Source organism: Aureimonas sp. CAS (genome assembly GCF_059838215.1).
Genome location: NZ_CM187563.1, coordinates 658,769 through 683,426, shown reverse-complemented (window position 1 = coordinate 683,426; position 24,658 = coordinate 658,769). Strand labels below are relative to the sequence as shown.

At 68.0% G+C, this 24,658-nt stretch carries 20 protein-coding genes; 7 read left to right on the top strand and 13 right to left on the bottom strand.

All coding sequences use genetic code 11. The features are described from left to right. Nucleotides 1–63: 63 nt before the first annotated feature. Complete coding sequence (locus AC6R2M_RS03110) at nucleotides 64–867, bottom strand: GntR family transcriptional regulator (RefSeq protein WP_500485409.1); 804 nt, start codon at nucleotides 865–867, stop codon at nucleotides 64–66. Nucleotides 868–1,135: 268 nt separating this feature from the next. Here AC6R2M_RS03110 and AC6R2M_RS03105 point away from each other — a divergent pair, with 268 nt between their 5' ends. From AC6R2M_RS03105 to AC6R2M_RS03085, 5 genes are all read left to right on the top strand, one after another. Beyond that, a complete protein-coding gene (locus tag AC6R2M_RS03105; RefSeq protein WP_500485407.1) occupies nucleotides 1,136–2,113 on the top strand; it encodes a TRAP transporter substrate-binding protein in 978 nt (325 codons plus the stop codon). A gap of 321 nt (nucleotides 2,114–2,434) precedes the next feature. After that, nucleotides 2,435–3,043: a TRAP transporter small permease gene (locus tag AC6R2M_RS03100; RefSeq protein ID WP_500485405.1), complete on the top strand. Its 609-nt coding sequence runs from the start codon at nucleotides 2,435–2,437 to the stop codon at nucleotides 3,041–3,043. Continuing rightward, a complete protein-coding gene (locus AC6R2M_RS03095) occupies nucleotides 3,040–4,320 on the top strand; it encodes a TRAP transporter large permease (RefSeq protein ID WP_500485403.1) in 1,281 nt (426 codons plus the stop codon). The genes AC6R2M_RS03100 and AC6R2M_RS03095 overlap by 4 nt, the downstream gene beginning before the upstream one ends. 72 nt (nucleotides 4,321–4,392) lie before the next feature. Further along, a complete protein-coding gene (locus AC6R2M_RS03090; protein WP_500485401.1) occupies nucleotides 4,393–5,583 on the top strand; it encodes a CaiB/BaiF CoA transferase family protein in 1,191 nt (396 codons plus the stop codon). Further along, entirely contained in the window at nucleotides 5,576–6,361 is a 786-nt protein-coding gene (locus AC6R2M_RS03085; protein ID WP_500485399.1) for an enoyl-CoA hydratase, read from the top strand. Before AC6R2M_RS03090 ends, AC6R2M_RS03085 begins: the two co-directional genes overlap by 8 nt. A gap of 98 nt (nucleotides 6,362–6,459) precedes the next feature. Here AC6R2M_RS03085 and AC6R2M_RS03080 read toward each other — a convergent pair whose 3' ends face one another. Beyond that, nucleotides 6,460–8,400, bottom strand: coding sequence for a methyl-accepting chemotaxis protein (locus tag AC6R2M_RS03080; RefSeq protein WP_500485397.1), 1,941 nt, complete (start codon nucleotides 8,398–8,400; stop codon nucleotides 6,460–6,462). A 308-nt stretch (nucleotides 8,401–8,708) separates the two neighbouring features. On the opposite strand from AC6R2M_RS03080, the gene AC6R2M_RS03075 reads away from it, so the two are divergent. Beyond that, a complete protein-coding gene (locus AC6R2M_RS03075; RefSeq protein WP_500485395.1) occupies nucleotides 8,709–10,439 on the top strand; it encodes an IlvD/Edd family dehydratase in 1,731 nt (576 codons plus the stop codon). A gap of 21 nt (nucleotides 10,440–10,460) precedes the next feature. Here AC6R2M_RS03075 and AC6R2M_RS03070 read toward each other — a convergent pair whose 3' ends face one another. The 10 genes from AC6R2M_RS03070 to AC6R2M_RS03025 all read right to left on the bottom strand — a co-directional run bounded on the left by AC6R2M_RS03070 (nucleotide 10,461) and on the right by AC6R2M_RS03025 (nucleotide 22,376). Continuing rightward, the gene (locus tag AC6R2M_RS03070; protein ID WP_500485393.1) at nucleotides 10,461–12,056 is read right to left on the bottom strand and encodes an FGGY family pentulose kinase; all 1,596 of its coding nucleotides are present in this window, start codon (nucleotides 12,054–12,056) and stop codon (nucleotides 10,461–10,463) included. A gap of 174 nt (nucleotides 12,057–12,230) precedes the next feature. Further along, on the bottom strand, nucleotides 12,231–13,700 hold the full coding sequence (locus tag AC6R2M_RS03065; RefSeq protein ID WP_500485391.1) for a mannitol dehydrogenase family protein: 1,470 nt from the start codon (nucleotides 13,698–13,700) through the stop codon (nucleotides 12,231–12,233). A gap of 34 nt (nucleotides 13,701–13,734) precedes the next feature. Continuing rightward, on the bottom strand, nucleotides 13,735–14,505 hold the full coding sequence (locus AC6R2M_RS03060) for an L-iditol 2-dehydrogenase (RefSeq protein WP_500485389.1): 771 nt from the start codon (nucleotides 14,503–14,505) through the stop codon (nucleotides 13,735–13,737). Next, nucleotides 14,502–15,503 (bottom strand): ABC transporter ATP-binding protein, encoded by a 1,002-nt coding sequence (locus tag AC6R2M_RS03055; protein ID WP_500485387.1) that lies wholly within the window; start codon nucleotides 15,501–15,503, stop codon nucleotides 14,502–14,504. The genes AC6R2M_RS03060 and AC6R2M_RS03055 overlap by 4 nt, the downstream gene beginning before the upstream one ends. 13 nt (nucleotides 15,504–15,516) lie before the next feature. Continuing rightward, on the bottom strand, nucleotides 15,517–16,347 hold the full coding sequence (locus tag AC6R2M_RS03050) for a carbohydrate ABC transporter permease (protein WP_500485385.1): 831 nt from the start codon (nucleotides 16,345–16,347) through the stop codon (nucleotides 15,517–15,519). A gap of 11 nt (nucleotides 16,348–16,358) precedes the next feature. Next, nucleotides 16,359–17,231, bottom strand: coding sequence for a carbohydrate ABC transporter permease (locus AC6R2M_RS03045; protein ID WP_500485382.1), 873 nt, complete (start codon nucleotides 17,229–17,231; stop codon nucleotides 16,359–16,361). 234 nt (nucleotides 17,232–17,465) lie between these two features. Further along, nucleotides 17,466–18,791, bottom strand: a complete 1,326-nt coding sequence (locus AC6R2M_RS03040; protein WP_500485380.1) for an ABC transporter substrate-binding protein — start codon at nucleotides 18,789–18,791, stop codon at nucleotides 17,466–17,468. A 155-nt stretch (nucleotides 18,792–18,946) separates the two neighbouring features. Continuing rightward, the gene (locus AC6R2M_RS03035) at nucleotides 18,947–19,888 is read right to left on the bottom strand and encodes a sugar-binding transcriptional regulator (protein WP_500485378.1); all 942 of its coding nucleotides are present in this window, start codon (nucleotides 19,886–19,888) and stop codon (nucleotides 18,947–18,949) included. Between the two features lie 98 nt (nucleotides 19,889–19,986). Next, entirely contained in the window at nucleotides 19,987–21,465 is a 1,479-nt protein-coding gene (locus AC6R2M_RS03030; RefSeq protein ID WP_500487466.1) for a carnitine 3-dehydrogenase, read from the bottom strand. A gap of 5 nt (nucleotides 21,466–21,470) precedes the next feature. Then, nucleotides 21,471–22,376: a beta-keto acid cleavage family enzyme gene (locus AC6R2M_RS03025; RefSeq protein WP_500485376.1), complete on the bottom strand. Its 906-nt coding sequence runs from the start codon at nucleotides 22,374–22,376 to the stop codon at nucleotides 21,471–21,473. A gap of 95 nt (nucleotides 22,377–22,471) precedes the next feature. Here AC6R2M_RS03025 and AC6R2M_RS03020 point away from each other — a divergent pair, with 95 nt between their 5' ends. Next, on the top strand, nucleotides 22,472–23,449 hold the full coding sequence (locus AC6R2M_RS03020) for a GlxA family transcriptional regulator (RefSeq protein WP_500485374.1): 978 nt from the start codon (nucleotides 22,472–22,474) through the stop codon (nucleotides 23,447–23,449). On the opposite strand, the gene choX is transcribed toward AC6R2M_RS03020, so the two are convergent. Continuing rightward, on the bottom strand, nucleotides 23,446–24,390 hold the full coding sequence (gene choX / locus AC6R2M_RS03015) for a choline ABC transporter substrate-binding protein (RefSeq protein ID WP_500485372.1): 945 nt from the start codon (nucleotides 24,388–24,390) through the stop codon (nucleotides 23,446–23,448). The two genes, AC6R2M_RS03020 and choX, sit on opposite strands and share 4 nt — an antisense overlap. Between the last annotated feature and the right edge of the window lie 268 nt (nucleotides 24,391–24,658).

Sequence of the window (24,658 nt, the reverse complement as noted above, 5' to 3'; positions counted from 1 at the left end):
TCCCCGGCCGGAGCCTGTCCGATCGGCCTTGCGATCCGCGCGTCACGAGCCCGCGCGGATCCGTCACGGTTTCTGCCGCTGCCTCTCAACGCCGTAGGCCGCGGCGATGACGCTGTTCTGGCTGAGAACGTGCTCGCGCATCGTCTCGAAGAGCGCCTTCGCGTCGCGCGCGCGCAGATGGCGCAGCATGTCCTCGTGTTCGCCCACGGCCTTGCGCCATTGCTCGATCGTCTTGTTCGACGAGTACCGCGCGACCTGGATGCGTCCCGACAGCGAATGATAGAGCCGCTGCAGGGTGGCGTTGCCCGACATCTGGACGATGCGGTCGTGGATCTGCCGGTTCCGCTCGAAATACCCCGCCCGATCGTCGGCCTCCCAGGCCTTCAGCATGTCGTCGTGAAGCGCCTGGAGCTCGTCGATCTGCTGATCCGTCACGCTCGCGCAGGCCTGTTCGCCGGCGGTCGCCTCCAATACGGCGATGACTTGAAGCATGTCCGCCAGTTCGGCGGCGTCGATCAGCCGGACACGGGCGCCATGGTTCGGCAGGATCTCCAGGACGTTCTCGGCAGCCAGCATCTTGACCGCCTCGCGCATGGGCGTCCGGGAGATCCCGAACATGGCTGCAAGCTCGCCTTCGCTGATGCGATCCCCCGGCTTGAACTCGCCCGAGGCGATCATCTCGCGCAGCTGAGATGCAGCGGTGTCGTGCAGATAATTCCGCCGGATGGCCTGAGGAAGCTTCGATCCACGATCACCGGCCGTCGCCGCCATCAGTCTTGTTCCCGTTTCGATTCCCGGCCGCTCGAAGCATGAAGCATGCCGTCCGGCCCGCTTCCCACATAGCACCCTCGGGCGGTGCGCACGCAAATGGCGAGGACCGATCCGGTTGACACCCCCGTCACTTTATACATTATAAAGTTCCGTCTCGCATTGGACCGGGACGGGAGGAATGGGCGTCCGAACCGGATGCGGTCGTGGCGGGAGGTGCCGACGGCCGCCGGGGTGAAACCCGGTTCGGGACGCCGCGAACGAGGGGCCGATCCGCGATCGCCACACCCGGCCCGTGAGGATGGGCGGGAAGGCCGCGGCGTCGTGGATGGACGGTCCGCGCACTCAAGAGTTCTGGGAGGAACGAATGAAACTCACCAAGATCGCCGTGGCGGCCGTCGCCCTCATGGTCTGCGCCGGGACTTCGGCGCTGGCCCAGACCGAGATCAAGTTCGGCCATGTGGGCGAGCCCGGCTCCCTTCTGGCGCAGAGCGCCGAAGAGTTCGCGGCGCGCGCGAACGAGCAGCTCGGCGACACCGCGAAGGTCATCGTCTACGGCTCCAGCCAGCTCGGAAACGACAATTCCCTGCTCCAGAAGCTGCGGCTCGGCACCGTCGACCTGGCGTTGCCGTCCTCCATCATGTCGTCGCAGATCCCGATCTTCGGGCTGTTCGACATGCCCTATCTCGTCGAGGACCGCGAGCACATGGCCCGCATCCGCGACGAGATCGTCATGCCGGACATGGCGCCGATCGCCGAGAGTTCCGGCTTCAGGATCCTGGCGGTCTGGGAGAACGGCTTCCGCCAGCTGACCAACAGCCTCCGGCCCATCCAGACCCCCGCCGATCTTCGCGGCATCAAGCTGCGCACACCGAGCGGCGAATGGCGGGTGAAGATGTTCGAGGCCTACGGCGCGACGCCCAGCCCCATGGCCTTCTCCGAGGTGTTCGTCGCCCTGCAGACCGGCGTGATGGACGGCCAGGAGAACCCCTACGCGCAGATCTACCCCTCGCGGTTCTACGAGGTGCAGGACTACCTCTCGGTCTCCAACCACGTCTACACGCCCGCCTACGTGATGGCCGGGCGCAGCTTCGACCGCCTGTCTCCGGAGATTCAGGCGATCCTGCGCGACGCGGCAACCGGCATGCAGGACAGGGTCTACGAGATCGCCGCCGCGATGGACTCCGAACTCCTGGCGAAGCTCGAGGAATCGGGCATGCAGGTGAACGAGGTCGATCGGGAGGCCTTCATCGAGGCCAGCCAGCCGATCTACGAGCAGTTCGCCGCCTCGGTCGATGGATCCGACGCGATGATCGAAAAGGTCCGCGCGCTTTCGAGCCAGTAGCGGCCATTCCGGGCGCCCCGAGCCGGCAGACCTAAAGCATCGGCCCGAGAATCGGAATCGATCTTCGGAAAGCCCGATGCGCAAGGTCGAGGATGTAGAGCGACATTTGCGCGTCCAGTCGGACGCACGGCGCTCTAGCTCCGCCGCCCGAGGGCGCCTCGCAGACCGCACGGAGACGCCCGGTTTCGGGTCGCTTCCCGCCAAAGCTGCCCCTTCCCTCCAGCCCGGCCGCCATCGCGCGGCGGGTCATCGGCAAGGTCCGCTGCAACCGACGAGCGATCGCCGTCGCACGCGCCCAAGCTCCTTCTCGTGGAACGCCCAATGCAATCATTTCAGATGATGCGACGCTCCTATCAGCATCTGCTCGAGGCCGCGACAGGCCTGGTCGTGGCGCTGCTGACCCTTCTGATCGTCGCCGGAACCGTCTTCCGATACATGAACGCCTCCTTGTCCTGGTACGACGAGGTGGCCTCCGTCGGGCTCGTCTGGCTGACCTATCTCGGCAGCGCGCTCGCGGCCTCCAAAGGGGCCCATATCGGGTTCCCCGGCCTCGTCAACGCGCTGCCGCAGCGCATGCGGCTGGGCGCGCTCTTCCTGGCGGAGGCCTTCGTCTTCGCCTTCTTCATCCTCCTTGCCTACGCGGGCTGGCAGGTGCTGGTCATCCTCGAAGGCATGACCCTCACCTCCCTGCCCCGCGTCTCGATCCAGATCACGCAGGCGATCATCCCGATCGGCGCTGTCCTCTTCATCGTCGCGGAAGCCATGCGCCTCCCGGACATGATCGAGGACGCGCGCAGCGGCAGCTTCATGGACCACGAACTGAAAGAAGCTCTCGGCGGCCACGAGGCCGTCGTCGAGACCGCCGGCTCCGATCCTGCCGAGACCGACAAGCGGCATTCGGCGCGCGGCCGCACGGGAGGCGTGTCATGACCATCGGTTACATGCTTCTGGGCATGTTCGCCCTCGCCCTCCTGAACGTGCCGATCGCCGTCGCCCTCGGCATCGTCGCCATCGTCGCCATCGTGCTGGTCCAGGGTGTGGACATGCTGCCGAACATGGCGCTGACCATGTACGAGGGCGCGTCGAGCTTTCCGCTTCTGGCGATCCCGCTCTTCGTCCTGGCGGGCTCGATCATGAACGCCTCGTCGATCTCGCGGCGCCTCGTCGCCTTCGCCTCGGCGATCGTCGGCTTCGTGCGCGGCGGCCTGTCCTTCGTCGTGATCGGCGCCTCGATCTTCTTTGCGGAGATCTCGGGATCGGCGGTCGCGGGCGTCGCGGCCCTCGGCTCCATCCTCATCCCCTCCATGCGCAGGAAGGGCTATTCGAAGGAGTTCTCGGCCGCGATCTGCTCCTCGGCCTCGAGCCTCGCGATCATTCTGCCGCCGTCGATCCCGATGATCCTCTACGCGGTCATGGCGCAGCAATCGGTGGTCAAGATGTTCGTCGCGGGTTTCGGCCCCGGCATCGTCGGGGCGATCTGTCTGGCGATCGCGGCCTATATCCAGGCGCGTCGCTACAACTTCCCCGTCGAGGAGCGGTTTCACCTCTCGAACGTGTGGGTGAAGTTCAAGGAAGCGGGCTGGGCCCTTCTCCTGCCCGTCATCATCCTCGGCGGCATCTTCGGCGGCATCGTCACCGCCACCGAGGGCGCGGGCCTCGCCGTGGTCGCGGCGCTGTTCATCTCCATCGTCATCTACCGCGAGTTCGACGTCCGCACCCTCTACAAGGCGCTGGTCGACAGCGGCGTGCAGACGGCGGTCGTCATGCTGCTGGTCGCCGCCTCCTATTTGATCGGCGGCTTCCTGACGGAGGCTCAGGTTCCCCAGCAGCTGGCGCTCGGCATCACCAGCCTGACGGACAACAAGTACCTGATCCTCCTGATGCTCAACATTGCCTTCCTTCTGCTGGGCATGTTCCTGCATTCGGCCGCCGCGATCATCCTCGTGGTGCCGATCGTCATGCCGATCGTCCTCGCAGCGGGAATCGATCCGGTGCATTTCGGGCTCATCGTCACGCTGAACCTCGCCATCGGCCAGCAGACGCCGCCGGTCGCATCGGTTCTGATCGCGGCATGCTCGATCGCGAAGTCCGACATCTGGGAGACGACGAAGGTCAACCTGCCGTTCATCGCCGCGCTTCTCGCGCTGCTCCTGATCTGCACCTACGTGCCCAGCATCTCGCTCTTCCTCGTCAACATTCTCTACTGATCCGAACGGGTCCTTTCGGCCGGAACGCCTTCGCGCTCCGGCCGTGCCGCTCGTCACGAAAGGACAGGCTCAATGTCAACGAACTCCGCCCGTCTGCCCCTCGAAGGCATCCGCGTCATCGACGTCAGTCAGGTGATGGCCGGCCCCTTCGCCTGCATGCTCCTCGGCGATCTGGGAGCCGACGTCATCAAGGTCGAGCCGCCGACGGGGGACCAGACGCGCAGCTCCATGGGCTTCAAGCTGAAGGGCGAGGACAGCCTCGGGTTCATCAACCTGAACCGCAACAAGCGCTCCATCGTCCTCGATCTCAAGTCCGAGCAGGATCGCGACATCTTCTTCGAACTGGCGAAGACGGCCGACGTCATCGTCGAGAACTATCGTCCCGGCGTGATGAAGAAGCTCGGGATCGACTACGAACGCATTTGCGAACTGAACCCCAAGATCATCTATGCGAGCATTTCCGGCTTCGGTCAGACCGGCCCGTGGTGGAAGCGTCCGGGCTTCGACCTGATGGCGCAGGCCGCTTCCGGGGTCATGTCGATCACCGGACATCCCGACAGCCCGCCGGCCAAGTCCGGCGCGCCGCTCGCCGACATCGGCTGCGCGCTCTTCACCCTCTATGCCGTCCTCAGCGCCTATATCGGCCGGGAGAAGACCGGCCAGGGGCAGTATATCGACGCCTCCCTCTACGAGGCCGGCCTCTCTTTCGCCATCTGGGACATCTGCAACTACTGGGGAACGGGCACGGTGCCGGAGCGGACGGGAACCGCCAATCAGATGGCCGCGCCCTATCAGGCCGTTCGCGCCAAGGACGGCTATTTCGTGCTCGGCGCGAACAACGACCGCGCCTTCGGAACGCTCTGCCGGCTGCTCGGCCGCGAGGATCTCGTCGACCATCCCCGTTACGCGACCAACGCGCTGCGGCTGAAGAACCGCATCGCCCTCATCGAGGACCTGGAAACCGTCCTCATGACGCGGACCCGCGAGGATTGGGTGGAAAAGCTCCTGGAGGCCGGCATTCCCGCCGGGTCGATCCAGGACTATTCCGAAGCGCTCGACAACCCGCAGGCGGCGGCCCGCCAGATGGTGATGCCGATCGACCATCCGGTCGAGGGCCGGGTCAACAATATCGGCTTCCCGGTGAAGCTGAGGGGCACCCCGCAGACGGTGCGCCGGCATCCGCCGCTCCTCAACGAGCATCGCGACGAGATCCTGGAAGAGCTCGGGCTTTCGCAGCGCGCGCGGGAGGCTCGGCATGCCTGAAACGGCCGAAGCCGCCGGCGAGGTTCGCCTGCGCTACGAAGGCCCTGTCGCCCGCGTGACCTTCGCGCGCCCGCAGGCCCGCAACGCCATGACCTTCCGCATGTACGGCCAGCTCGCGGAGATCTGCGACGAGCTGGAACGGCGCGAGGACGTGAGGGCGATCGTCTTCAGGGGGGCGGAGGGCACCTTCGTGGCCGGCACCGACATCTCGGAGTTCACCGCCTTCAAGAGCGGCCGGGACGGGCTGGACTACGAGAAGCGCATCGAGGCGACGATCGCGCGCATCGAACGGCTTCCCGCTCCGACGCTGGCGGTGGTCGAGGGCGCGGCGGTCGGCGGCGGACTGGCCCTGAGCGCCGCCTGCGACATCCGTATCACCACGCCGGACGCCAAGTTCGGCGTGCCGATCGCGCAGACGCTCGGCAATTGCCTGTCGGCAGGCAACATCGCGCGGCTCGAACGGGCGTTCGGCTTGTCGGCGACCAAGGCGATGCTGATCGCATCGCAGTTCATCGACGGCAAAAGGGCCTACGACCTCGGATTCGCGGCCTTCTGCGTCGCCCCCGAGGCGCTGGACGATCTCATGGCGAAGCAGATCGCGAAGCTCGTGGGCGCCGCGCCCCTGACGGTCGCGTCGGTGCGCGATCTGACCCGCAGGCTCGCCCCGGACACGCCGGACGATGCCGACTGGATCGAGCGCATCTACGGCAGCGCCGACTTCGCGGAGGGCGTGGACGCCTTTCTGAGCAAGCGCAGGCCGAACTGGACGGGCCGCTGACGGAGACCGGATTGGGGCTCCGGAACGAAGAAGGCCGGCGGATCGCTCCGCCGGCCTTCCTCGTGTTCGTTCGGTCCGGGTTCAGGCGCGGTGCCGCTTCAGAACTCCTCCCAATTGTCCTCCAGCGTCTTCAGCGCGGCGTTGCCCTGGGACGTCGGGCGCATCTGCACCACCGGGCGCTGGGACGGCGCGGCGCGGTTCGCCGCAGCCGGCTGGCGCTGCGCCGGGGCTGCCGAGGCCGCGCGGCTCTGCGCGCTCGCCAGCTTGAACTCCGCGATCAAGCGGCCCAGCTCGTCCGTCTCCGCCGCCAGAGACTGGGCCGCAGCCGTCGCCTCCTCCACCATCGCCGCGTTCTGCTGCGTGACCTTGTCCATCTGGTCCGCCGCCGTCTGGACCTCCTTCAGCGACACAGCCTGCTCTCGAGCCCGGCGCGCGATCTCCGCCACCGTCCGGCTCATGTCGCCGACCTCGGTGATGATCTGGTCGAGCGAGCGCCCCGACGCCGAGACCAGCTCAACACCCGCCTCCACCTGCTCGCTGGAGGTCGAGATCAGGTCCTTGATCTCCTTGGCCGCCTCCGCCGAGCGCTGCGCCAGACCCCGCACCTCCTGCGCCACCACCGCGAAACCACGCCCCGCCTCGCCGGCACGCGCCGCCTCCACGCCCGCGTTCAGGGCGAGAAGGTTCGTCTGGAAGGCGATCTCGTCGATCACACCGATGATCTTGCCGATCTTCTCCGACGACTGCTCGATGCCCCGCATCGCCTCCACCGCCTTGCCGACGATCTCGCCGCCCTTGGCCGCGTTGCGGTTGGCGCTCTCGGCCGATTCCTGCGCACGGCCCGCATCCTGCGCCGTCTCGTTCACCGCCCGCGTCACCTCCGCCAGCGCCGCCACCGTCTCCTCAAGGCTCGCCGCCTGCTGCTCGGTGCGCTGCGCCAGATCGTTGGAGGCCACGTTGATCTCGCCCAGGCCCGTGCGGATCGAGCCGATCGAGGTCACCACCGAGCCCAGCGTCGATTCCAGCTTCTCGACCGTGTCGTTGAACTGGCCCCGGATCGGCTCATACTGCGCCGCCACCGCGCGCCCGATGCGCACCGTCATGTCGCCCTGCGACAGACGCGCGAAGCCGCCCTCGATCGAGTCCACGAACTCCTGAAGCTCGGCCTGCGTCTGCCGGTCCGCCGCGGCCTTGCGCTCGCGATCGGCTTCCTGCTCGGCGCGCATCGCCGAGGATTCCTCCTCCAGGCGGGCCTGTTCGATGGCCGCGAGCCGGAAGCGCTCGACCGCCTTCGCCATCTGGCCGATCTCGTCGCGACGATCGGCGGCGGGCACGGTGACCGAGCGGTCGCCGGCAACGAGCTTCGCCATGACGCCGGAGAGACCGGTGATCGGGCGAGCGATGGCGCGCGAGAGCAGCGTGCCGAGAAGGACGGCAAAGCCGAGCAGCGTGGTGATTCCGATCATCAACGCCAGCTCGCTCGCGTTCGTGGCCGCCTCCTGTTCGGCGCTGTTCTGCTCGCTGGAGGCCACGCTGGACGCGATGATGGCGTCGATCGCCTCCTCGATCGGATCGATGAGCGCGCCGGCCCGGTCGGAGAAGATCAGGTCCTGCGCCTGGGAAAGAGTGGCCGAGTCGCGCGCCAGAAGGATCGCCGGTTGCACGATCTCGTCATGCCAGGCCAGGAAGTTCGGCCGGATCACGTCGATATTCTGCATCACGCCCGCGTCGTGGGCCTCGGTCTGGGCGATGACCTCGGTGCTTTCCTTGAACCGGTCCCGGACGGTGGCGATGCTGGTCTCGCGCCGCGGCTCCTGCGTCAGGATGAGTCCGCGAAGCGCGTTCTCCTGCCGCGCCAGGAAAAGCCGGAGACTGAGCGCCGAACGCAGGGTCAGGTTCGTGCTTCGATTGTCCGCGACCGTGTCGTCGATCGCAGACAGCCGCGAGTAGACCGTCCCGCCCATCGTGGCCGAAACCACGACCAGGATCGCAAAGGCGGCGAAAATCTTCTTTGAAAGGGAAATATCCGCGAGGCGCATGCCGATACGATCTCATTCGGTTGGACAACAGTCCGGCGACTATAGGACGCAGAATATTAAATACCTGTTTCTGGTGTGCCCCTTGACGCGGGAGTTGCGAAGGACGCCGGCCCCGGTGCCGACCGCGCCCGGCTGGGCGGGTCCGGGCGAACGTCGGCAAGGGGCGGCCGAGCAGCGCCGGCGGGACGGCGCACGCGTCGGGCGAACCCCGAAGCGCCGCGGCGCGGTCCCCTCCCGCAAATCGTGTTGGCAATCGGGGTCCATCTGTGGCTCACCGGGGCGACGCTTCGAGTAGGAGGAACGGACCCATGGCGCAGAAGACGAATCGCGGCCTGATGAAGGGCCTGACGAGCTACGGCGACACCGGTTTCTCCGCCTTCCTGCGCAAGGCCTTCATCAAGGGCATGGGCTATTCGGACGACGCGCTGGGGCGGCCGATCGTCGGGATCGTCGACACGTCGAGCGGCTACAATGCCTGCCATGCCAACGTCCCCGATCTGGTGGAGGCGGTGAAGCGCGGCGTCATGCTCGCCGGGGCGCTGCCGGTGCCCTTCCCGACGATCTCGATCCACGAATCCTTCTCCCACCCGACCTCGATGTTCCTCCGCAATCTCATGGCGATGGACACCGAGGAGATGATCCGCGCCCAGCCGATGGACGCGGTCGTCCTGATCGGCGGCTGCGACAAGACCGTTCCCGCACAGCTGATGGGCGCGGCCAGTGCCAACGTTCCGGCCCTCCAGCTCGTCACCGGGCCGATGCTGACGGGGAGCCATCGGGGCGAGCGCGTCGGTGCCTGCACCGACTGCCGGCGCTTCTGGGGCCGCTACCGGGCCGGCGAGGTGGACGATTTCGAGATCGCGGAGGTCAACGACGAGCTGGTCCCCGGCGCCGGCACCTGCGGCGTCATGGGCACGGCGTCCACGATGGCGTTAACGGTGGAGGCGCTCGGCATGATGGCGCCCGGCGGCGCGACGCCGCCCGCCGTCTCCGCCGACCGTCGCCGCATCGCAGAGGCGACCGGCGCAATCGCGGTCCGGCTCGCGGCCGGCGGGCTGACGCCGTCGAAGATCATGACGCGCAAGGCCTTCGAGAACGCCCTCGTCACCCTTCTGGCGACCGGCGGCTCCACCAACGGCATCGTGCATCTGGCCGCCATCGCCGGTCGCGTGGGGCTGAAGCTCGACCTCGACGCCTTCGACCGGATCGGCCGGAACGTTCCGGTCCTCGTCGACCTCAAGCCATCGGGCCGGAATTACATGGAAGATCTTCACGCCGCGGGCGGGCTCGCGACCATCCTTCGCGAGTTGAAGGGCCATCTTCATCTCGACTGCCTCACCGTGACCGGCCGGACGCTCGGCGAGGAGATCGACGCAACGCCCGGCGGCTGGCGCCAGGACATCGTGGCGACCGTCGAGGCCCCGATCTATCCGGAAGGCGGCATGGCCGTCCTGCGCGGCAATCTGGCGCCGGGCGGCGCCATCGTGAAGCAGTCGGCCGCGACGCCCGCGCTTTTGAAGCATCGGGGCCGCGCCGTCGTGTTCTCCTCTGTCGCCGACATGGCAGCGCGTGTGGACGATCCCGCCCTCGACGTCACCGAGAACGACGTCCTCGTCCTCCAGAGCGCGGGGCCGAAGGGCGCGCCGGGCATGCCGGAAGCGGGCTACATGCCCATCCCGAAAAAGCTCGGCGCCAAGGGCGTGAAGGACATGGTGCGGATCTCCGACGCGCGCATGAGCGGAACGGCATCGGGCACGATCGTCCTGCACGTCACCCCGGAATCGGCTGCCGGCGGCATTCTCGCCCTCGTACGCGACGGCGACATGATCGAGCTCGACGTTCCCGGCCGGCGGCTGCATCTGGAGGTGCCCGAAGAGGAGCTGGACCGGCGGCGCCGCGACGTCGTCGCTCCCGTTCATCCCGGCAGCGAGCGCGGCTACGCCAGGCTGTTCATGGACACGGTCCTGCAGGCGGACGAGGGGTGCGACTTCTCCTTCCTCGTGCCGGAGAAGACCGAGACCGTTCCCGGCGAGCGATAGAGCCGGTCGGGCCTTCTCGGCTCAGGCCGTGGACGACCCGACCAGCGCTTCGATCTCCGCGCGATGGTCCTGCATCCTCGCCAGGATTCGAAGATCGCGCTCGAACGCCGCCTTGCGCGCGGGATCAGGCGCGACCGACCGCTCGCTCTGGCGCATAGCGCGGCAGGCGTCGGCCACCTGCGAATGCCAGCCTGCGGCCACGGCCGCCGACATCGCCGTGCCGAGCAGCATGGCGTTCGCGCTCCCGGAGACGAAGACCTCCAGCCCCGTCGCGTCGGCGTAGAGCTGCGGCATCAACGAACTGCGCCCCTGCCCGCCGACGAGGTGAAGCGCCTCGATCGCACGGCCGTGGGCGGCGAAGTTCTCCACGATCTGGCGCACGCCGAGCGCGATGCCGACAGCGGTGCGGAAGTAGAGGCGGCAGAGCGCGTCGAAGGACGCGTCGGCCGGCAAGCCGCTGATGACGCCGAGCGCGTCGGCATCGGCGAAGGGCGAGCGGTTGCCGTGAAAGTCCGCAAGCACATGCAGGCGCGGCGAGAGATCGGCGCCTTCCACCTCGCGCAGCTCCGCGATCCGCGCGCAGATGAGTTCGTGGGTGGCGATGCCCGGCTCGAGCCCCCCGCCGGCCATGCGGATCACATGGTCCAGAAGACCGCCCGAGAGCGACTGCCCGGCTTCGGCCAGCCGGAGGCCGGGCCGGGCGGCGCCCGGATAAGGCCCCCAGACGCCGGGGATCGGATGCAGCGCGTCCGACATGAGCGTGACGCAGCTCGACGTGCCCGCGACGAGCGCCGCGCGGCCGCTCAGGTCAGCGCCGTCGAAGGAGCCGAGCGCCGCGAGCGCGCCGGCATGGGCGTCGATGAGGCCTGTCGTCACGCGGCAGGCGGTCGAAAGGCCGAGGGCCTCGGCCGCCTCCCCCGTCAACGCGCCGAGATCCGCTCCCACGGGCGAGGCCTTCGGCGGCAGGCCCGCCTTCGCCACGAGGTCGGGGACGCCGCTCCGTTCGAAGAAGTCCTGCGGCCATGGTTCGGCGCGGTCGGCCAGATAGGCCCATTTGCAGCCGAGCGTGCACACCGAGCGGGCCGTGCTCCCGGTCGCCTTCCAGGTGAGGAAGTCCGCAAGGTCGAAGAGGAGCCCGGCGCGGTGCCAGCTCTCCGGCAGGTTGGCCTTGAGCCAGGCGAGCTTGGGTATCGCCATCTCGGGCGAGAGGGCGCCGCCCGCGCGCGTGACGGCGAGGTGCTGGGTCGCGCTGCACCGCTCGGCCTCGGCCTTCGCACGGTGGTCCAGCCAGGCGATCGTGTCCCAGCGGTCCTCGCCTCCAGTCGAGACCGTGACCGGCGCGCCGTCGGCGGTGAGGGCCACGAGCGAGCAGGTGGCGTCGAAGCCGATGGCGGCGACGGTTTCGGGCGGAATTCCCGAAGCGGCGACGGCCGCACGGACGGCGTCGCAGACGCCCGACCAGATCTCGGTGGAATCATGCTCGGCATGGTCCGGCCGCGGCCGGTTCATGGAAATCGGCCGCTCGTCGCAGGACAGAATCCGGCCGGTCCGGTCGAGCACGCCGACGCGCAGGCTGGCCGTCCCGACGTCGACGGCCACGACGAAGTCGCGCTTCACCCGATCTCGCTCCCCGTCCGCTCGCATGACGGACGAAGCGTGCGATGCCGGTCGGCGCACGCGCTTCGCCCCCGCCACGCGAGGCGCGACGGAGACGGCATGTTAGCTCATGGGCGGACACGCTCAACCCCGCCCGACCTCGTTCAGGTCGGGGAAAGCGGCGTGCGCCCCTCGCTACGACGCGATGTAGCGCCGCAGCGTCTCCTGCGTCCCGTTCTCCCAGAGCGATGCCAGATGGCCGGCGAAGGCCTCGCGGAACACAGGAGAGCGGCCGACCTCGCCGAAGATGTCGCCGAGAGCCAGGAACGCGTCCGGGTCCTGCCTGGCGGCGAGAGCGGCCTCCTTCAAACGCGCGTGACTGGCGTCGTTGGGCTCGATCTCGCGTCCGCTGTCCGACGTGCCCGCGCAGTAGCGGCACCAGAGGGCCGAGACGAGCGCGAGCCCCGTCACGGAGCGCCCGGCCTTCAGACGGTCGGCCGTGGACGGGAGGATGAATTTCGGCTGGCGATTCGATCCGTCGAGCGCCAGACGGGCGACCGTGTCGCCGATCTTCGGATTGGCGAAGCGGCGTTCGATCAGCGCGTAATAGTCGTCGAGATCGGTGTCCGGCACCGGCGGCACGCAGGGGATGATCTCGTCGTGCTCGACCTTGCGCAGGAAGCCGCGCACGAGTTCGTTCTCCATCGCCTCGTGGACGAAATGGATGTCCATCAGAGCGGCGGGATAGGCGATGGTCGCGTGGCCGCCGTTGAGGATGCGGATCTTCATCAGCTCGTAGGGCGCGACGTCCTCCACGAAGGTGACGCCGACCTCCTCCAGCGCCGGGCGCCCGGAGGGGAAATGATCCTCAAGCACCCACTGGCGGAAGTCCTCGCAGAAGACCGGCCAGGCATCCTCGATGCCGAAATCGGCCGAGAGCATGTCGATCTCGCGCCGCGTCGTGGCCGGCGTGATGCGGTCCACCATGCCGTTCGGAAAGGCGACCTCGGCGCGCACCCAGGCCGCCAGCGCCGCGTCCGTGCGCTCGGCGAGGCCCGCGACCGCGTTCTGCGTCACATGCCCGTTGTGGGGGATGTTGTCGCAGGACATGACGGTGAAGGGTGCCGTTCCCGCCGCCCGCCGCGCCTTCAGACCGGCCAGAATCAGGCCGAACACGGTCTTCGGCGCGTCCGGGTTCTGCGCGTCGTGACGCATGTCGGCATGTTCGGGATCGAAGCGGCCGGACGCGGGATCGATATAGTAGCCGCCCTCGGTGATCGTCAGCGAGACGATGCGGATGGCCGGATCGGCCAGCCTGGCGACGATGGCGGCGGCATCGCCGGGCTCGACATAGTCGATCATCGCGCCGGTGACGCGCGCGCCGCTCCGGTCGGCCTCCTGCTCGACCACCGTCGTCAGATAGTCTTGGCCCTCGAGCCTGGCCTTCAGCGCGGCGTCGGAAGCGAGCACCCCCGCGCCGACGATCGCCCAGTCATGGTCGCGCCCGGCGTTGAAGAGATCGTCGAGATAGACGGCCTGATGGGCGCGGTGGAAATTGCCGATGCCGAAATGGAGGATGCCCGGCCTCAGCGCCGAGCGGTCGTAGGAGGGGACCTCGGCCTTCCCGGCGATCTCCGGAAGGGCGGCGGCGGAAAGCTTGGTCATATTCGTCGTTCCTTGCGGGCGGCGTGAGGCGCCGTCAGCTCATCCAGTTGCCGCCGTCGACATTGTAGGTCTGCGCCACGACGTAGTCGCTCTCGGCCGAGGCGAGGAAGATCGCCATGCCGGTCAGGTCCGCGGCGGTGCCCATGCGCCCGAAGGGCACGGCCTCGCCGACGAGGCGCTTCTTCTCGCCGCGCGGGCGGTTCTCATACTGCGCGAAGAGGGAATCGACGTGGTCCCAGTGTTCGCCGTCGACGACGCCGGGTGCGATCGCGTTCACGTTGATGCCGTGCTTGATGAGCGCCAGACCCGCCGACTGCGTCAGCGAGATCACCGCCGCCTTGGTCGCGCAGTAGACGGTGACGAGCGCCTCTCCGCGCCGCCCGGCCTGGCTCGCCATGTTGACGATCTTGCCGCCGCGCCCCGCTTCGATCATGGCGCGCGAGACCGCGCGCATCATGAAGAGCGGCCCCTTCACGTTCACGGCGAAGAGCTTCTCGTAGGACGCCTCCTCGACCTCGTTCACGGGCGCCATGTCGAACAGGGCCGCGTTGTTGACGAGGATGTCGATCGGCGCCTCGGCGGCGAGCTCGGCGATGACGGCGTCGATCTCGGCCGGCTTCGTCACGTCCAGCCGGCGCGAGGAGGCCGCATCCCCGATCTCGGCGGCGGCGCGACGGGCGGCCTCACCGTCGATGTCGAGCAGCACGACGCTCGCGCCTTCGGCGACATAGGCCTTGGCGAAGGCGAGGCCGATGCCGCGCGCCGCGCCGGTGATGAGGGCGCGCTTTCCCTGAAGTCTGTTCATCGGATCGCGAGGCCCTTGTCGTCGAAGCGGTGCAGGCGGCTGTCGTCCGGCGACAGCGCCACGCGGTCGCCGTGGCTGACGCGGTAGTCGCCGGGCGAGCGCGCGGTGATCTGCTCGCCATTGTCGAGCTTGACGTGAACGAAGGTGTCGGAGCCCAGATGCTCGGAGACGCCCGCCGTGCCCTTCAGGACGCCCTCGCCCGACGAGATCGTCAGATGCTCGGGCCGGATGCCGACGGTCGTCGCGCCGAAGCGGCTCGCATACTCGCCCTTGATGAGGTTCATCTTCGGCGAGCCGATGAAGCCGGCCACGAAGAGGTTGTCGGGCTTGGCGTAGAGATCGAGCGGCGAGCCGACTTGCTCGACGCGCCCCTTGTTCAGGACCACGATCTTGTCGGCCATGGTCATCGCCTCGACCTGGTCGTGCGTGACGTAGATCATAGTCGTCTTGAGCTGCTGGTGCAGCTCGGAGAGCTCCAGGCGCATGTTCACGCGCAGCGCCGCGTCGAGGTTCGACAGCGGTTCGTCGAAGAGGAAGCCCTTCGGCGCGCGGACGATCGCACGGCCGATGGCGACGCGCTGACGCTGGCCGCCGGAGAGTTCGCGCGGGCGCCGGTCGAGATAGTCGGTGAGGTTGAGCGTGGCGGCGGCCTGCTCGACCTTCTTGGCGATCTCGGCCTTCGACTGGCCCGCCATCTTGAGCGGAAAGCCGATGTTCGACCGCACGCTCATATGCGGGTAGAGCGCGTAGGACTGGAACACCATCGCCAGCTCGCGCTTGGCGGGCGGCGTCTCCGTCACCGGCTTGCCGTCGATGCGGATCTCTCCGCCCGAGACGTCCTCGAGGCCGGCGATCAGCCGGAGCAGCGTGGACTTGCCGCAGCCGGACGGCCCGACGAAGACCACGAACTCCCCGTCGGCGATCTCCAGATCGAGGCCGGGAATGATGACGACGTCGCCGAAATGTTTGGAGACGTTGGACAGCGAGATGGAGGCCAAGGATGCGTCTCCCTTACTTGACGGCGCCGAAGGTCAGGCCGCGGACGAGCTGCTTCTGGGAGAACCAGCCGATGATGAGGATGGGCGCGATCGCCATGGTGGAGGCGGCCGAAAGCGTCGCGAAAAAGTTGCCCTGCGGGCTGGAGAAGGACGCGATGAAGGCGGTGAGCGGCGCCGCGTTCGAGGTGGTGAGGTTCAGCGTCCAGAACGCCTCGTTCCAGGCGAGGATGATCGACAGGAGCACGGTCGAGGCGATGCCGGGCACGGCCATCGGCGCCAGAACCTGCGTGATCTCCTTGGCGAGCGTCGCCCCGTCCATCCGTGCCGCCTCCAGGATCTCGCCCGGAATCTCGCGGAAATAGGTGTAGAGCATCCAGACCTGGATCGGCAGGTTGATCAGGAACAGGACGATCACGAGGCCGAGGCGCGAGTCGAGGAGGCCGAGATCGCGGAAGATCAGGTAGATCGGCACGAGCACGCCCACGGCCGGCAGCATCTTCGTGGACAGCATCCAGAGGAGGACGTCCTTGGTGCGCTTTGTCGGCGAGAACGCCATGGCCCAGGCGGCGGGAACGGCGAAGAGAAGGCCGAGCGCGGTGGAGCCGAGCGCCAGGATCGCCGAGTTCATCGCATAGTGGAAGTAGTTCGAGCGCGCCTGGATGTTGACGTAGTTCTGCAGCGTCCAGTCGAAGTTCACGATCCGCGCCGGGATCGCGATCGCCTGAAGCTCCGGCTTGAACGAGGTCAGGACGGTCCAGAGGATCGGGAAGAAGATCAGGAAGCCGACCGTCCAGCCGAGGACGGTGAAGCCGATCTTGCGACGGGTGGAGACTGCACGGGCCATCTCGCTTCTCCTTACGCGTCGAGGTTCTTGCCGATGAGGCGGATGAGGAAGATCGCGACGATGTTGGCGAGAATGACCGCCACGATGCCGCCCGCCGAGGCCCCGCCGACGTCGAACTGCAGGAGCGCCTGGGAGTAGACGAGGAAGGGCAGGTTCGTGGTCTGCAGACCCGGCCCGCCAGAGGTCGTCACGTAGATCTCGGCGAAGATCGAGAGCAGGAAGATCGTCTGGATCAGGATCACGACGGTGATCGCGCGGGCCATGTGCGGCAGCGTGATGTACCAGAAGATCGACAGGGCCCCGGCCCCGTCCATCTCCGCCGCCTCCTTCTGGTCCTCCGAGAGCGACTGGAGCGCGGTCAGGAGGATGAGCGTGGCGAAGGGCAGCCACTGCCACGCGACGATGATGATGATCGCGGTCAGCGGATATTGCGCGAACCAGTCGATCGCGCCGATGCCGATGCCGTTGAAGAGCTGGCCGAGAACGCCGTAGACCGGGTTCATCATCAGGTTCGACCAGACGAGCGCGGCCACCGTCGGCATCACGAAGAAGGGCGCGATAACGAGAAGGCGCACGATGTTGACGCCGTAGAAGGCCTGGTCGAGCAGAAGCGCCAGGAGGATGCCGCCGATGACGGTGATGCACAGGACGCCCAGAACCAGCGCCAGCGTGTTGCGCAGCGCGGTGAAGAAGGCGGGATCGGACAGGAAGAACTGGTAGTTCGTCAGCCCGATGAAGGGCGTCTGTCCCGGATTGAACAGATTGTAGTTCAGCGTCGAGAAGTAGAGCGTCAGCGACAGCGGCACGATCATCCAGATCAAGAGCGCGATCACCGAGGGCGCCATCATCAGGCGTGCGGCCGACTTGGTTTGGGTGGTGGCCATGATCTGAGCCTCGCGAGACGAATGCGCGGAACGTCGCCGCCGCCCACGAGGCGGCAGAAAGGGGCGCCCATCCCTCTCCCGCTCCGGGAGAGGGTGCCTTCGCCGCAAGGCGAAGGCGGGTGAGGGCTTGAAGGGCCGGATGCTCGCCGGAAGGGGCGGCCTCCACGAGGCCCTCATCCCCCTGCCGGGACCTTCTCCCGCGAGCGGGAGAAGGATCGGCTTCGGCGGTGTCGCCTACTGGATGTAGCCGCCGCGGGTCATCTCGCGCACGGCCGCGGCCTGGGCTGCGGCGAGCGCCTGGTCGACCGGCATGGAGCCGGAGACCGCCGCCGACATCTGCTGACCGACGACCGTCCCGAGACCCTGGAACTCCGGGATCGCCGCGAACTGGAGCCCGACATAGGGCTTGTCGTCGGTGATCGAGGGATCGGCGTTGTCGATCGCCGTCAGCGTCGCCGCGGCGAAGGGCGCCTCGTCGAGATAGGTCTGGTTCTCATAAAGCGAGGTGCGGGTGCCCGGAGGAACGTTCGCCCAGCCCTCGTTCTCGGCCACGAGCTCGAGATAGGCCTTGGAGGTCGCCCAGGAGATGAAGGTCTGCGCGGCCTCGGCGTTCTGCGAGCCGGCCGGGATCGCGAGCGACCACGCCCAGAGCCAGTTGGCGCCGTTGTTCGGGCAGTTCTCGATGCCGCAGGGGAACTGGGCGAAGCCGACATTCTCGGCGACCTGGCTCTCCTCGGGGTTGGTCACGAAGGAGGCCGCGACCGTCGCGTCCATCCACATCGCGCAACGGCCCTGGTTGAAGAGCGTCAGGTTCTGATTGAAGCCGTTGGACGAGGCTCCCGGAGGGCCGACTTCGCGCATCAGCTCGACATAGAGGTTGACCGCGTTGCGCCAGCCCTCGCTCTCGAACTGCGGCTGCCAGTCGGCGTCGAAGTAGTTCGCGCCGTAGGAGCGGGCCATGGAGCCGAGGAAGGCCATGTTCTCGCCCCAGCCGGCCAGACCGCGCAGGCAGATGCCGTAGACCTCGGGGTTCTGCTCGTGGATCGTGCGGGCCGACTGCGCGATGAAGTCCCAGGTCGGGTTCTCGGGCATCTCGATGCCGGCCGCCTCGAAGAGGTCGGTGCGGTAGAGCGTCATGGCGCTCTCCGCATAGAAGGGCGCCGCGTAGAGAGTGCCGTCGGAGGACAGCGCCTCGCGGATCGGCGGCAGGATGTCGTCGGCGTCGTAGTCGTCGCCCAGATTGTCGAGCGGCAGCAGCCACTCGTTGCCGGCCCAGATCGGAACCTCGTAGGTGCCGATGGTCATCACGTCGAACTGGCCGCCCTGCGTCGCGATGTCGGTCGTGACGCGCTGGCGCAGCACGTTCTCCTCGAGCGTCACCCAGTTCAGGGCGATGTCGGGGTGCTTTTCGGTGAAGTCCTGCGTCAGACCCTGCATGCGGATCATGTCGCCGTTGTTGACGGTGCCGATGGTCAGCGTCGTCTGCTGCGCCTGCGCCGCGCCGCCCGAGATGAGCCCGAGCGCCACGCAGCCCATGACGGCCGAAATCCTGCCCTTCATGAAGTCCTCCCAATGCCGCTCACGCCACAAACGTGAGCAAATGCCAATCTCCAGGGCAATTACTCACCCCAAATCGGCGGCCCGGTCAATCGGCATTCGTTGCTGCAACGCGGTAGACCACAACCGAATAGGCTTCGGCCGGTCGACGGACGGGCTCAGACGGCGAGAAGACGGGCGGCCGTCGCCTCGTCGGTGAGGAGGCCGTTGACGAGGCCGCCCTTCAGGGCCGCCAGGATTCCGGGCGCCTTGTTCTCGCCCTTGGCGATCGCGACGACGAGACCGCCGGGACGAGAGGAGAGCGGCGCGCTGGCCACCCGCTCGTTCGTCAACCCCTCGATCAGCCGGCCTTGCGAATCGAAGGCCCAGCCGAGGATCTCGCCCACCGCGCCCGCCTGGGTGAGGCTCGCGAGTTCCTCGCCCGTCAGGAAGCCGTCGACGAAGAGCGGCGCGCTCGGGCCGAGATCGCCGATCCCCAGAAAGGTCAGGTCCGCGGCCGCCGCACGCTCCAGCGTCGCGGCGATCATCGGCTGGCTGTGGAGGAGCGCGCGTTCTTCGCGCGAGGAGGCGATGACGGGGAGCGGCATCGGAAAAGAACGCGCCTTCACCTTGTCGGCGAGGCTGAAGATGACGTTGAAGAAGGCGGCCGATCCGTCCGGCGCGATGCTGCCGGTCAGCGAGACGATCTCGTGCTGCGGACATTCCATGGACGGCAGCTTGTCGATCGCGGCCTTGAGCGTGCGCCCGGTGCCGACCGCGAGCCGCACGGGCTCGGCGGCGGACAGTCGGCGCTCCAGTTCCGCCGCCGCGGCGTCGGCGACGCCGAGCGTCGAGGAGGCGGAGGCCGGGTCGCTCGGCACGACCTCCACGAGGGCGAGCGAGAAGCGCTCCCGCAGCCGCGCGCCGAGCTCCAGGCAGGCGCCGATCGGATGGTCGATCCGCACCTTCACCAGCCCCTCGCGCACCGCGAGCGAGACGAGGCGCTGGGCGGCCTGCCGCGAAACGCCGAGTGTGCGGGCCACGTCGTCCTGCGTGTTGCCCGCGACGTAATAGAGCCAGCCGGCACGCGCGGCATCGTCGAGACGCGGGCTGCGGGTCATGCGGTGGAGCCTTCAGGGAAACGATCGACCCCCAGCGGCTTACATCGCATCCCGCCTTTGTAAAAGGGAGGGCCGCGTCACCCTCCCCTCATCGCCGGTCAGCGGCGGCGCTCACCCACATGCCGGCGCGCGGAGACCGGCCAGGGGATCGAGCGGTGGCGTTCGCCCAGAACCGAAACGCGCTCGGCCACGGCTCCCGTCGCCTCCACGGCCCGCCCGGCCCTCGTATCGACATGCAGGAGCATCTGCTCGGCCGTCGCGACGGTGCGGCCCTCCCCGTCCGCCATCGAATGGAAGACGTGCAGGCGCTTGCCGTCGTTCGCCAGGATCTGCGTCGTGACCCGGAACTCTGCGCCCTGCCGCAGCTCGCCCAGATGCATGAGATGCGTCTCGACCGTGTAGAAGCTGTGGCCGCCCGCCAGATAGGCCTCGTCCACCCCGAGATGGCCGAGAAGAGCGTCGGTCGTGTCGCCGAACACCTGCAGATAGCGGTGCTCGGTCATGTGGCCGTTGTAGTCGATCCAGTCGGCGGGAACCGTGCCGGCGTGAAGCGCCAGCGGCTCGGCCTCCACCGCGTCCGCCCGCTTGGCGAGCGCCCGGTCGGCGTCGTTGCGGAGGGCACCCGCCCCCCAGCCCCTGCCGCCCTGCTGGTCGGAGAGGGCGCGGATCATCGCCACCAGATTGTCGTCGCGGATGCGCTCCAGATCGCGCACCGAGAGGTCGCCCGCCTGCGCGTCGGATTGGGCGGAGATCTTCTCGACCAGCGCCTCGTCGAGGTCCGGCACGTCCATCAGCTTCGTCCAGGGCCATTGGAGCGCCGGGCCGAACTGGGCGAGGAAGTGCCGCATCCCCGCTTCCCCGCCCGCGATCCGGTAGGTCTGGAACAGGCCCATCTGCGCCCAGCGCAGACCGAAGGAGTAGCGGATGACGTCGTCGATTTCCTCGACGCTCGCCACATCGTCCTTCACCAGCCACAGCGCCTCGCGCCACAGCGCTTCGAGCAGGCGGTCGCCGACGAAGGCCTCGATCTCGCGGCGGATGGCGACGGGCTTCATGCCGAGCGCGGCGTAGATCGTCTTCGCTTGCTCGATCGCCTCGGCGCCGGTCTTCTCTCCGCCGACGATCTCGACGAGCGGCAGGAGGTAGACGGGATTGAACGGATGGGCGACGACGAGCCGTTCGGGGTAGGACATCCCGGCCTGCAGGTCGCTCGGAAGCAGACCGGAGGTCGAGGAGCCGATGATGGCGTCGGGCCGGGCCGCGGCGTCGATCTCGCCCAGGATGCGGCGCTTGAAGTCGAGCCGCTCCGGCACGCTCTCCTGGATGAAGTCCGCGCCCTCCACCGCCTCCAGGATCGAGGGCGCGAAGCGGATCGAGCCGCGCTCCGGCAGCTTCGAGCGGTAGAGCGCGCCATAGGCACGTGCCGCGCTCGCCAGCACCGCCTCGACGATGCGCGGCGCGTCCGGCGAAGGGTCGAAGATCTGGACGTCCACGCCGTTGAGGACGAGGCGCGCCACCCATCCCGCGCCGATGACGCCGACGCCGACGCAGGCCGCGCGCTGGATCGGAAGAACCATGGCGCTCACCACCGCTTCGTCAGCTTCAGCTTCTCGCGGACCTCGTCCGGGCCGAGCACGCGCGCGCCCGTCCCTTCCGCGATCGCGACGGCCCGTTCGACCAGCGCCTCGTTGGTCGCGAGCACGCCCTTGGCGAGCCAGAGATTGTCCTCCAGACCGACGCGGATGTTGCCGCCGGCCAGCATCGCGAGCGCTGCATAGGGCAGCTGGTTGCGGCCGATCGAGAAGGCCGAGAAAACCCAGTCCTTCGGCAGATTGTCGACGATGGCCTTGAAGGTGCCGATGTCGTCGGGCGCGCCCCAGGGAATGCCCATGCAGAGCTGCACCATGACGGGATCCTCGATCACCCCTTGCGCCTTCAGCCATTGGGCCAGGAGCAGATGGCCGGTGTCGAAGACTTCGATCTCGGGCCGCACGCCGAGCGCCTGGATCTGCCTCGCCATCTCCCGCAGCATGGCGGGCGTGTTCGTCATCACATAGTCGCCCTCGCCGAAGTTCATCGTGCCGCAGTCGAGGGTACAGATCTCCGGAAGAAGCTCGCGCACGTGCTCCAGGCGCTCCGAGGCGCCGGCCATGTCGGTGCCGGACGGATCGACCGGGAACGGCGCCTCCGCCGAGCCGAAGACGAGGTCGCCGCCCATTCCCGCCGTCAGGTTCAGGATCATGTCGATGCCCGAATCGCGGATGCGGTCGACGGTCTCGCGATAGAGGCCGAGGTCGCGCGAGCCCCGGCCCGTCTGCGGGTCGCGCACGTGAATATGCGCGATGGCCGCGCCGGCCCTGGCGGCGGCGATCGAGGCCTCGGCGATCTCGCGCGGGCTGATCGGCACCTTGTCCGAGCGATCGGTCGTCGCCCCGGCCCCGGTGACGGCGCATGTGATGAAGACTTCGCGGCTCGGTTTCAGCGGCATGTCGGGCCTTCCTGCCAGTGATGTACGGCGCTCATCTTGGCGCCGGCCGCCGGCGAAGGTTGACCTTTTGCGAAGCCGACTGGACAGTATGCGCCATGTCGCTTTTCGAAAGCTCGGACGCCCACTTGGACATCACGATCCTCGTGATGCCGGATGCGTCGCTGATGTCGCTCGCGGCGACGCTCGACCCGATGCGCGCGGCCAACCGCATCGCGGCGAAGGAGCTCTATCGCTGGAAGGTCGTCTCCCTCGACGGGCAGCCCGCGCGGACGTCGTGCGGGCTGCCCATCCCCGCGGTCGAGGCCTTCGAGCCCAAGGCGCGGCGCGACATCCTCCTGGTGGTCGCCGCCTTCAACGTCTTCCGGCACTCCACGCCCAGGGCGCTGCACGCGATCGCGACCGGCGCGCGCCATTCCACGATGACCGGCGGGATCGAGGCGGGGTCCTGGGTTCTGGCGCTGGCCGGTCTCCTCGACGGACGACGGGCGACGACGCATTGGGAGGATCTGGAGGAGTTCGCGGCGCGCTTTCCCGACGTCGAGGTCCAGCCGGACCGCTGGGTCATCGACGGGCCGATCTTCACCACGGGCGGCGCCATGCCCGCGCTCGATCTCATGCTGGCGCTGATCCGCACCCGGCAGGGCTATTCCACCGCGCTCGACGTCGCCAGCGTGTACATCTACGACCAGACGAAGAACGCCTCGGACGCCCAGCCGCTCGTCTCGGTCGGGCGGATCGGGCACACCGAGCCGCGCGTGGGCCAGGCGATCCGGATCATGGAGGCGCATATCGACCGGCCGCTTGCCGTCGCCGAGATCGCCCGCCGGCTCTCGGTTTCGACGCGGCGGCTGGAAACGCTGTTCCGGCAGAGCGTGCGGTCCTCGCCGGGCGCCTACTATCTCTCGCTCCGCCTCAAGGCGGCGCGCCGCCTCGTCGTCGACACGCGCATGTCGATGGCCGACACGGCCGTCCGCACCGGCTTCTCCTCGATCGCGGCGCTCTCTCGTGCCTTCCGGCGGCAGTACGGCGTTCCGCCGACCGCCGCCCGAAGGCAGAACGTGCAGGACGGCTAAAGACCGAGCCCTTGCCGGACCGCCGCGGCGCCCGGCTCGCCCTGGAGGGTCGTCACGCCTTCGAGCCAGGCGTCGATCGTCTGGGGATTGTCCTTCAGCCAGCGCTCGGCCGCGGCCGCCGGCTGCATGTCCTCGTCGAGGATGTAGCTCATCAGAAGGTCTTCGTCCTCGACGGTGAAGACCATGTTCTGGAGGAGCGCGCCGACATTCGGGCACTCGGACGAATAGCCGGCCCGCGTGTTGGTCTGCACGGTCGCCGCGCCGTCGTTCGGCCCGAAGGCGTCGTTGCCGTCCTCCAGATAGCGCATGTCGAGGCGCACGTTCATCGGGTGCGGCCGCCAGCCGAAGAAGAGGACCGGCTCGTCCTGGCGGATCGAGCTTTCGACCTGCGAGAGCATCGCCTGCTCGCTGGATTCCACCAGCGTGAAGTCTCCGAGCCCGAACGTGTCGTTCGCGATCATCTGCGAGATGGTCTCGTTGGCGCTGGACCCGGCCTCGATGCCGTAGATTTGGCCGCGCAGCTCCTCATGGAAGTCCGCGATGTCGAAATAGGTGCGCAGCCCCGCCTCGTAGGTCGCGGCGGGAACCGCAAAGCCGATACGCGCGCCTTCGAGATTGGTGCCGACGACCTCGATCGCACCGCTGTCGATGAGCGGGGTGGCCGTCGGCTCCTGGAGGGGCATCCAATTGCCGAGGAAGATGTCGATGTCGCCCTGCTGGAGTGCCTGGAACGTCACCGCCACGGAGAGCACGGAGATGTCCGGCGTGTAGCCGAGCTTTTCGAGGATCAGGCCCGCCGTGGCGGTCGTCGCGGTGATGTCGGTCCAGCCGACGTCGGAGAAGCGCGGGCTCTGGCAGCTTTCGGGCTCGGCGGCGACCGCCCCGGCCGTTCCCGCCGCGAGAACACCGAGGATTCCGAAGGTATGAACGATCTTGGCCATGGGGTTTTCCTCTGCTCGCGGCGACGGCGCCGGGTTGATGGAGCCGCGAGGATACGCCTGCCGGCGGCGATACCTTTGCGATCTGCGTCCGCCGCTTGGCTGTTTGCGAAGCGAAGATGCCGCGCGCGTGATCGTCAGGCCTCGGGCGGGCCGAGGATCGAGCGCATTCCGGTATGACCGGGGCCGCGTGCCGCGGATGGCGCGGCACACGCTCCATTGCAGGTTGCCGACGCCCGGAACCCGTCCCGCTGCGGGGACCGGTCGGAAA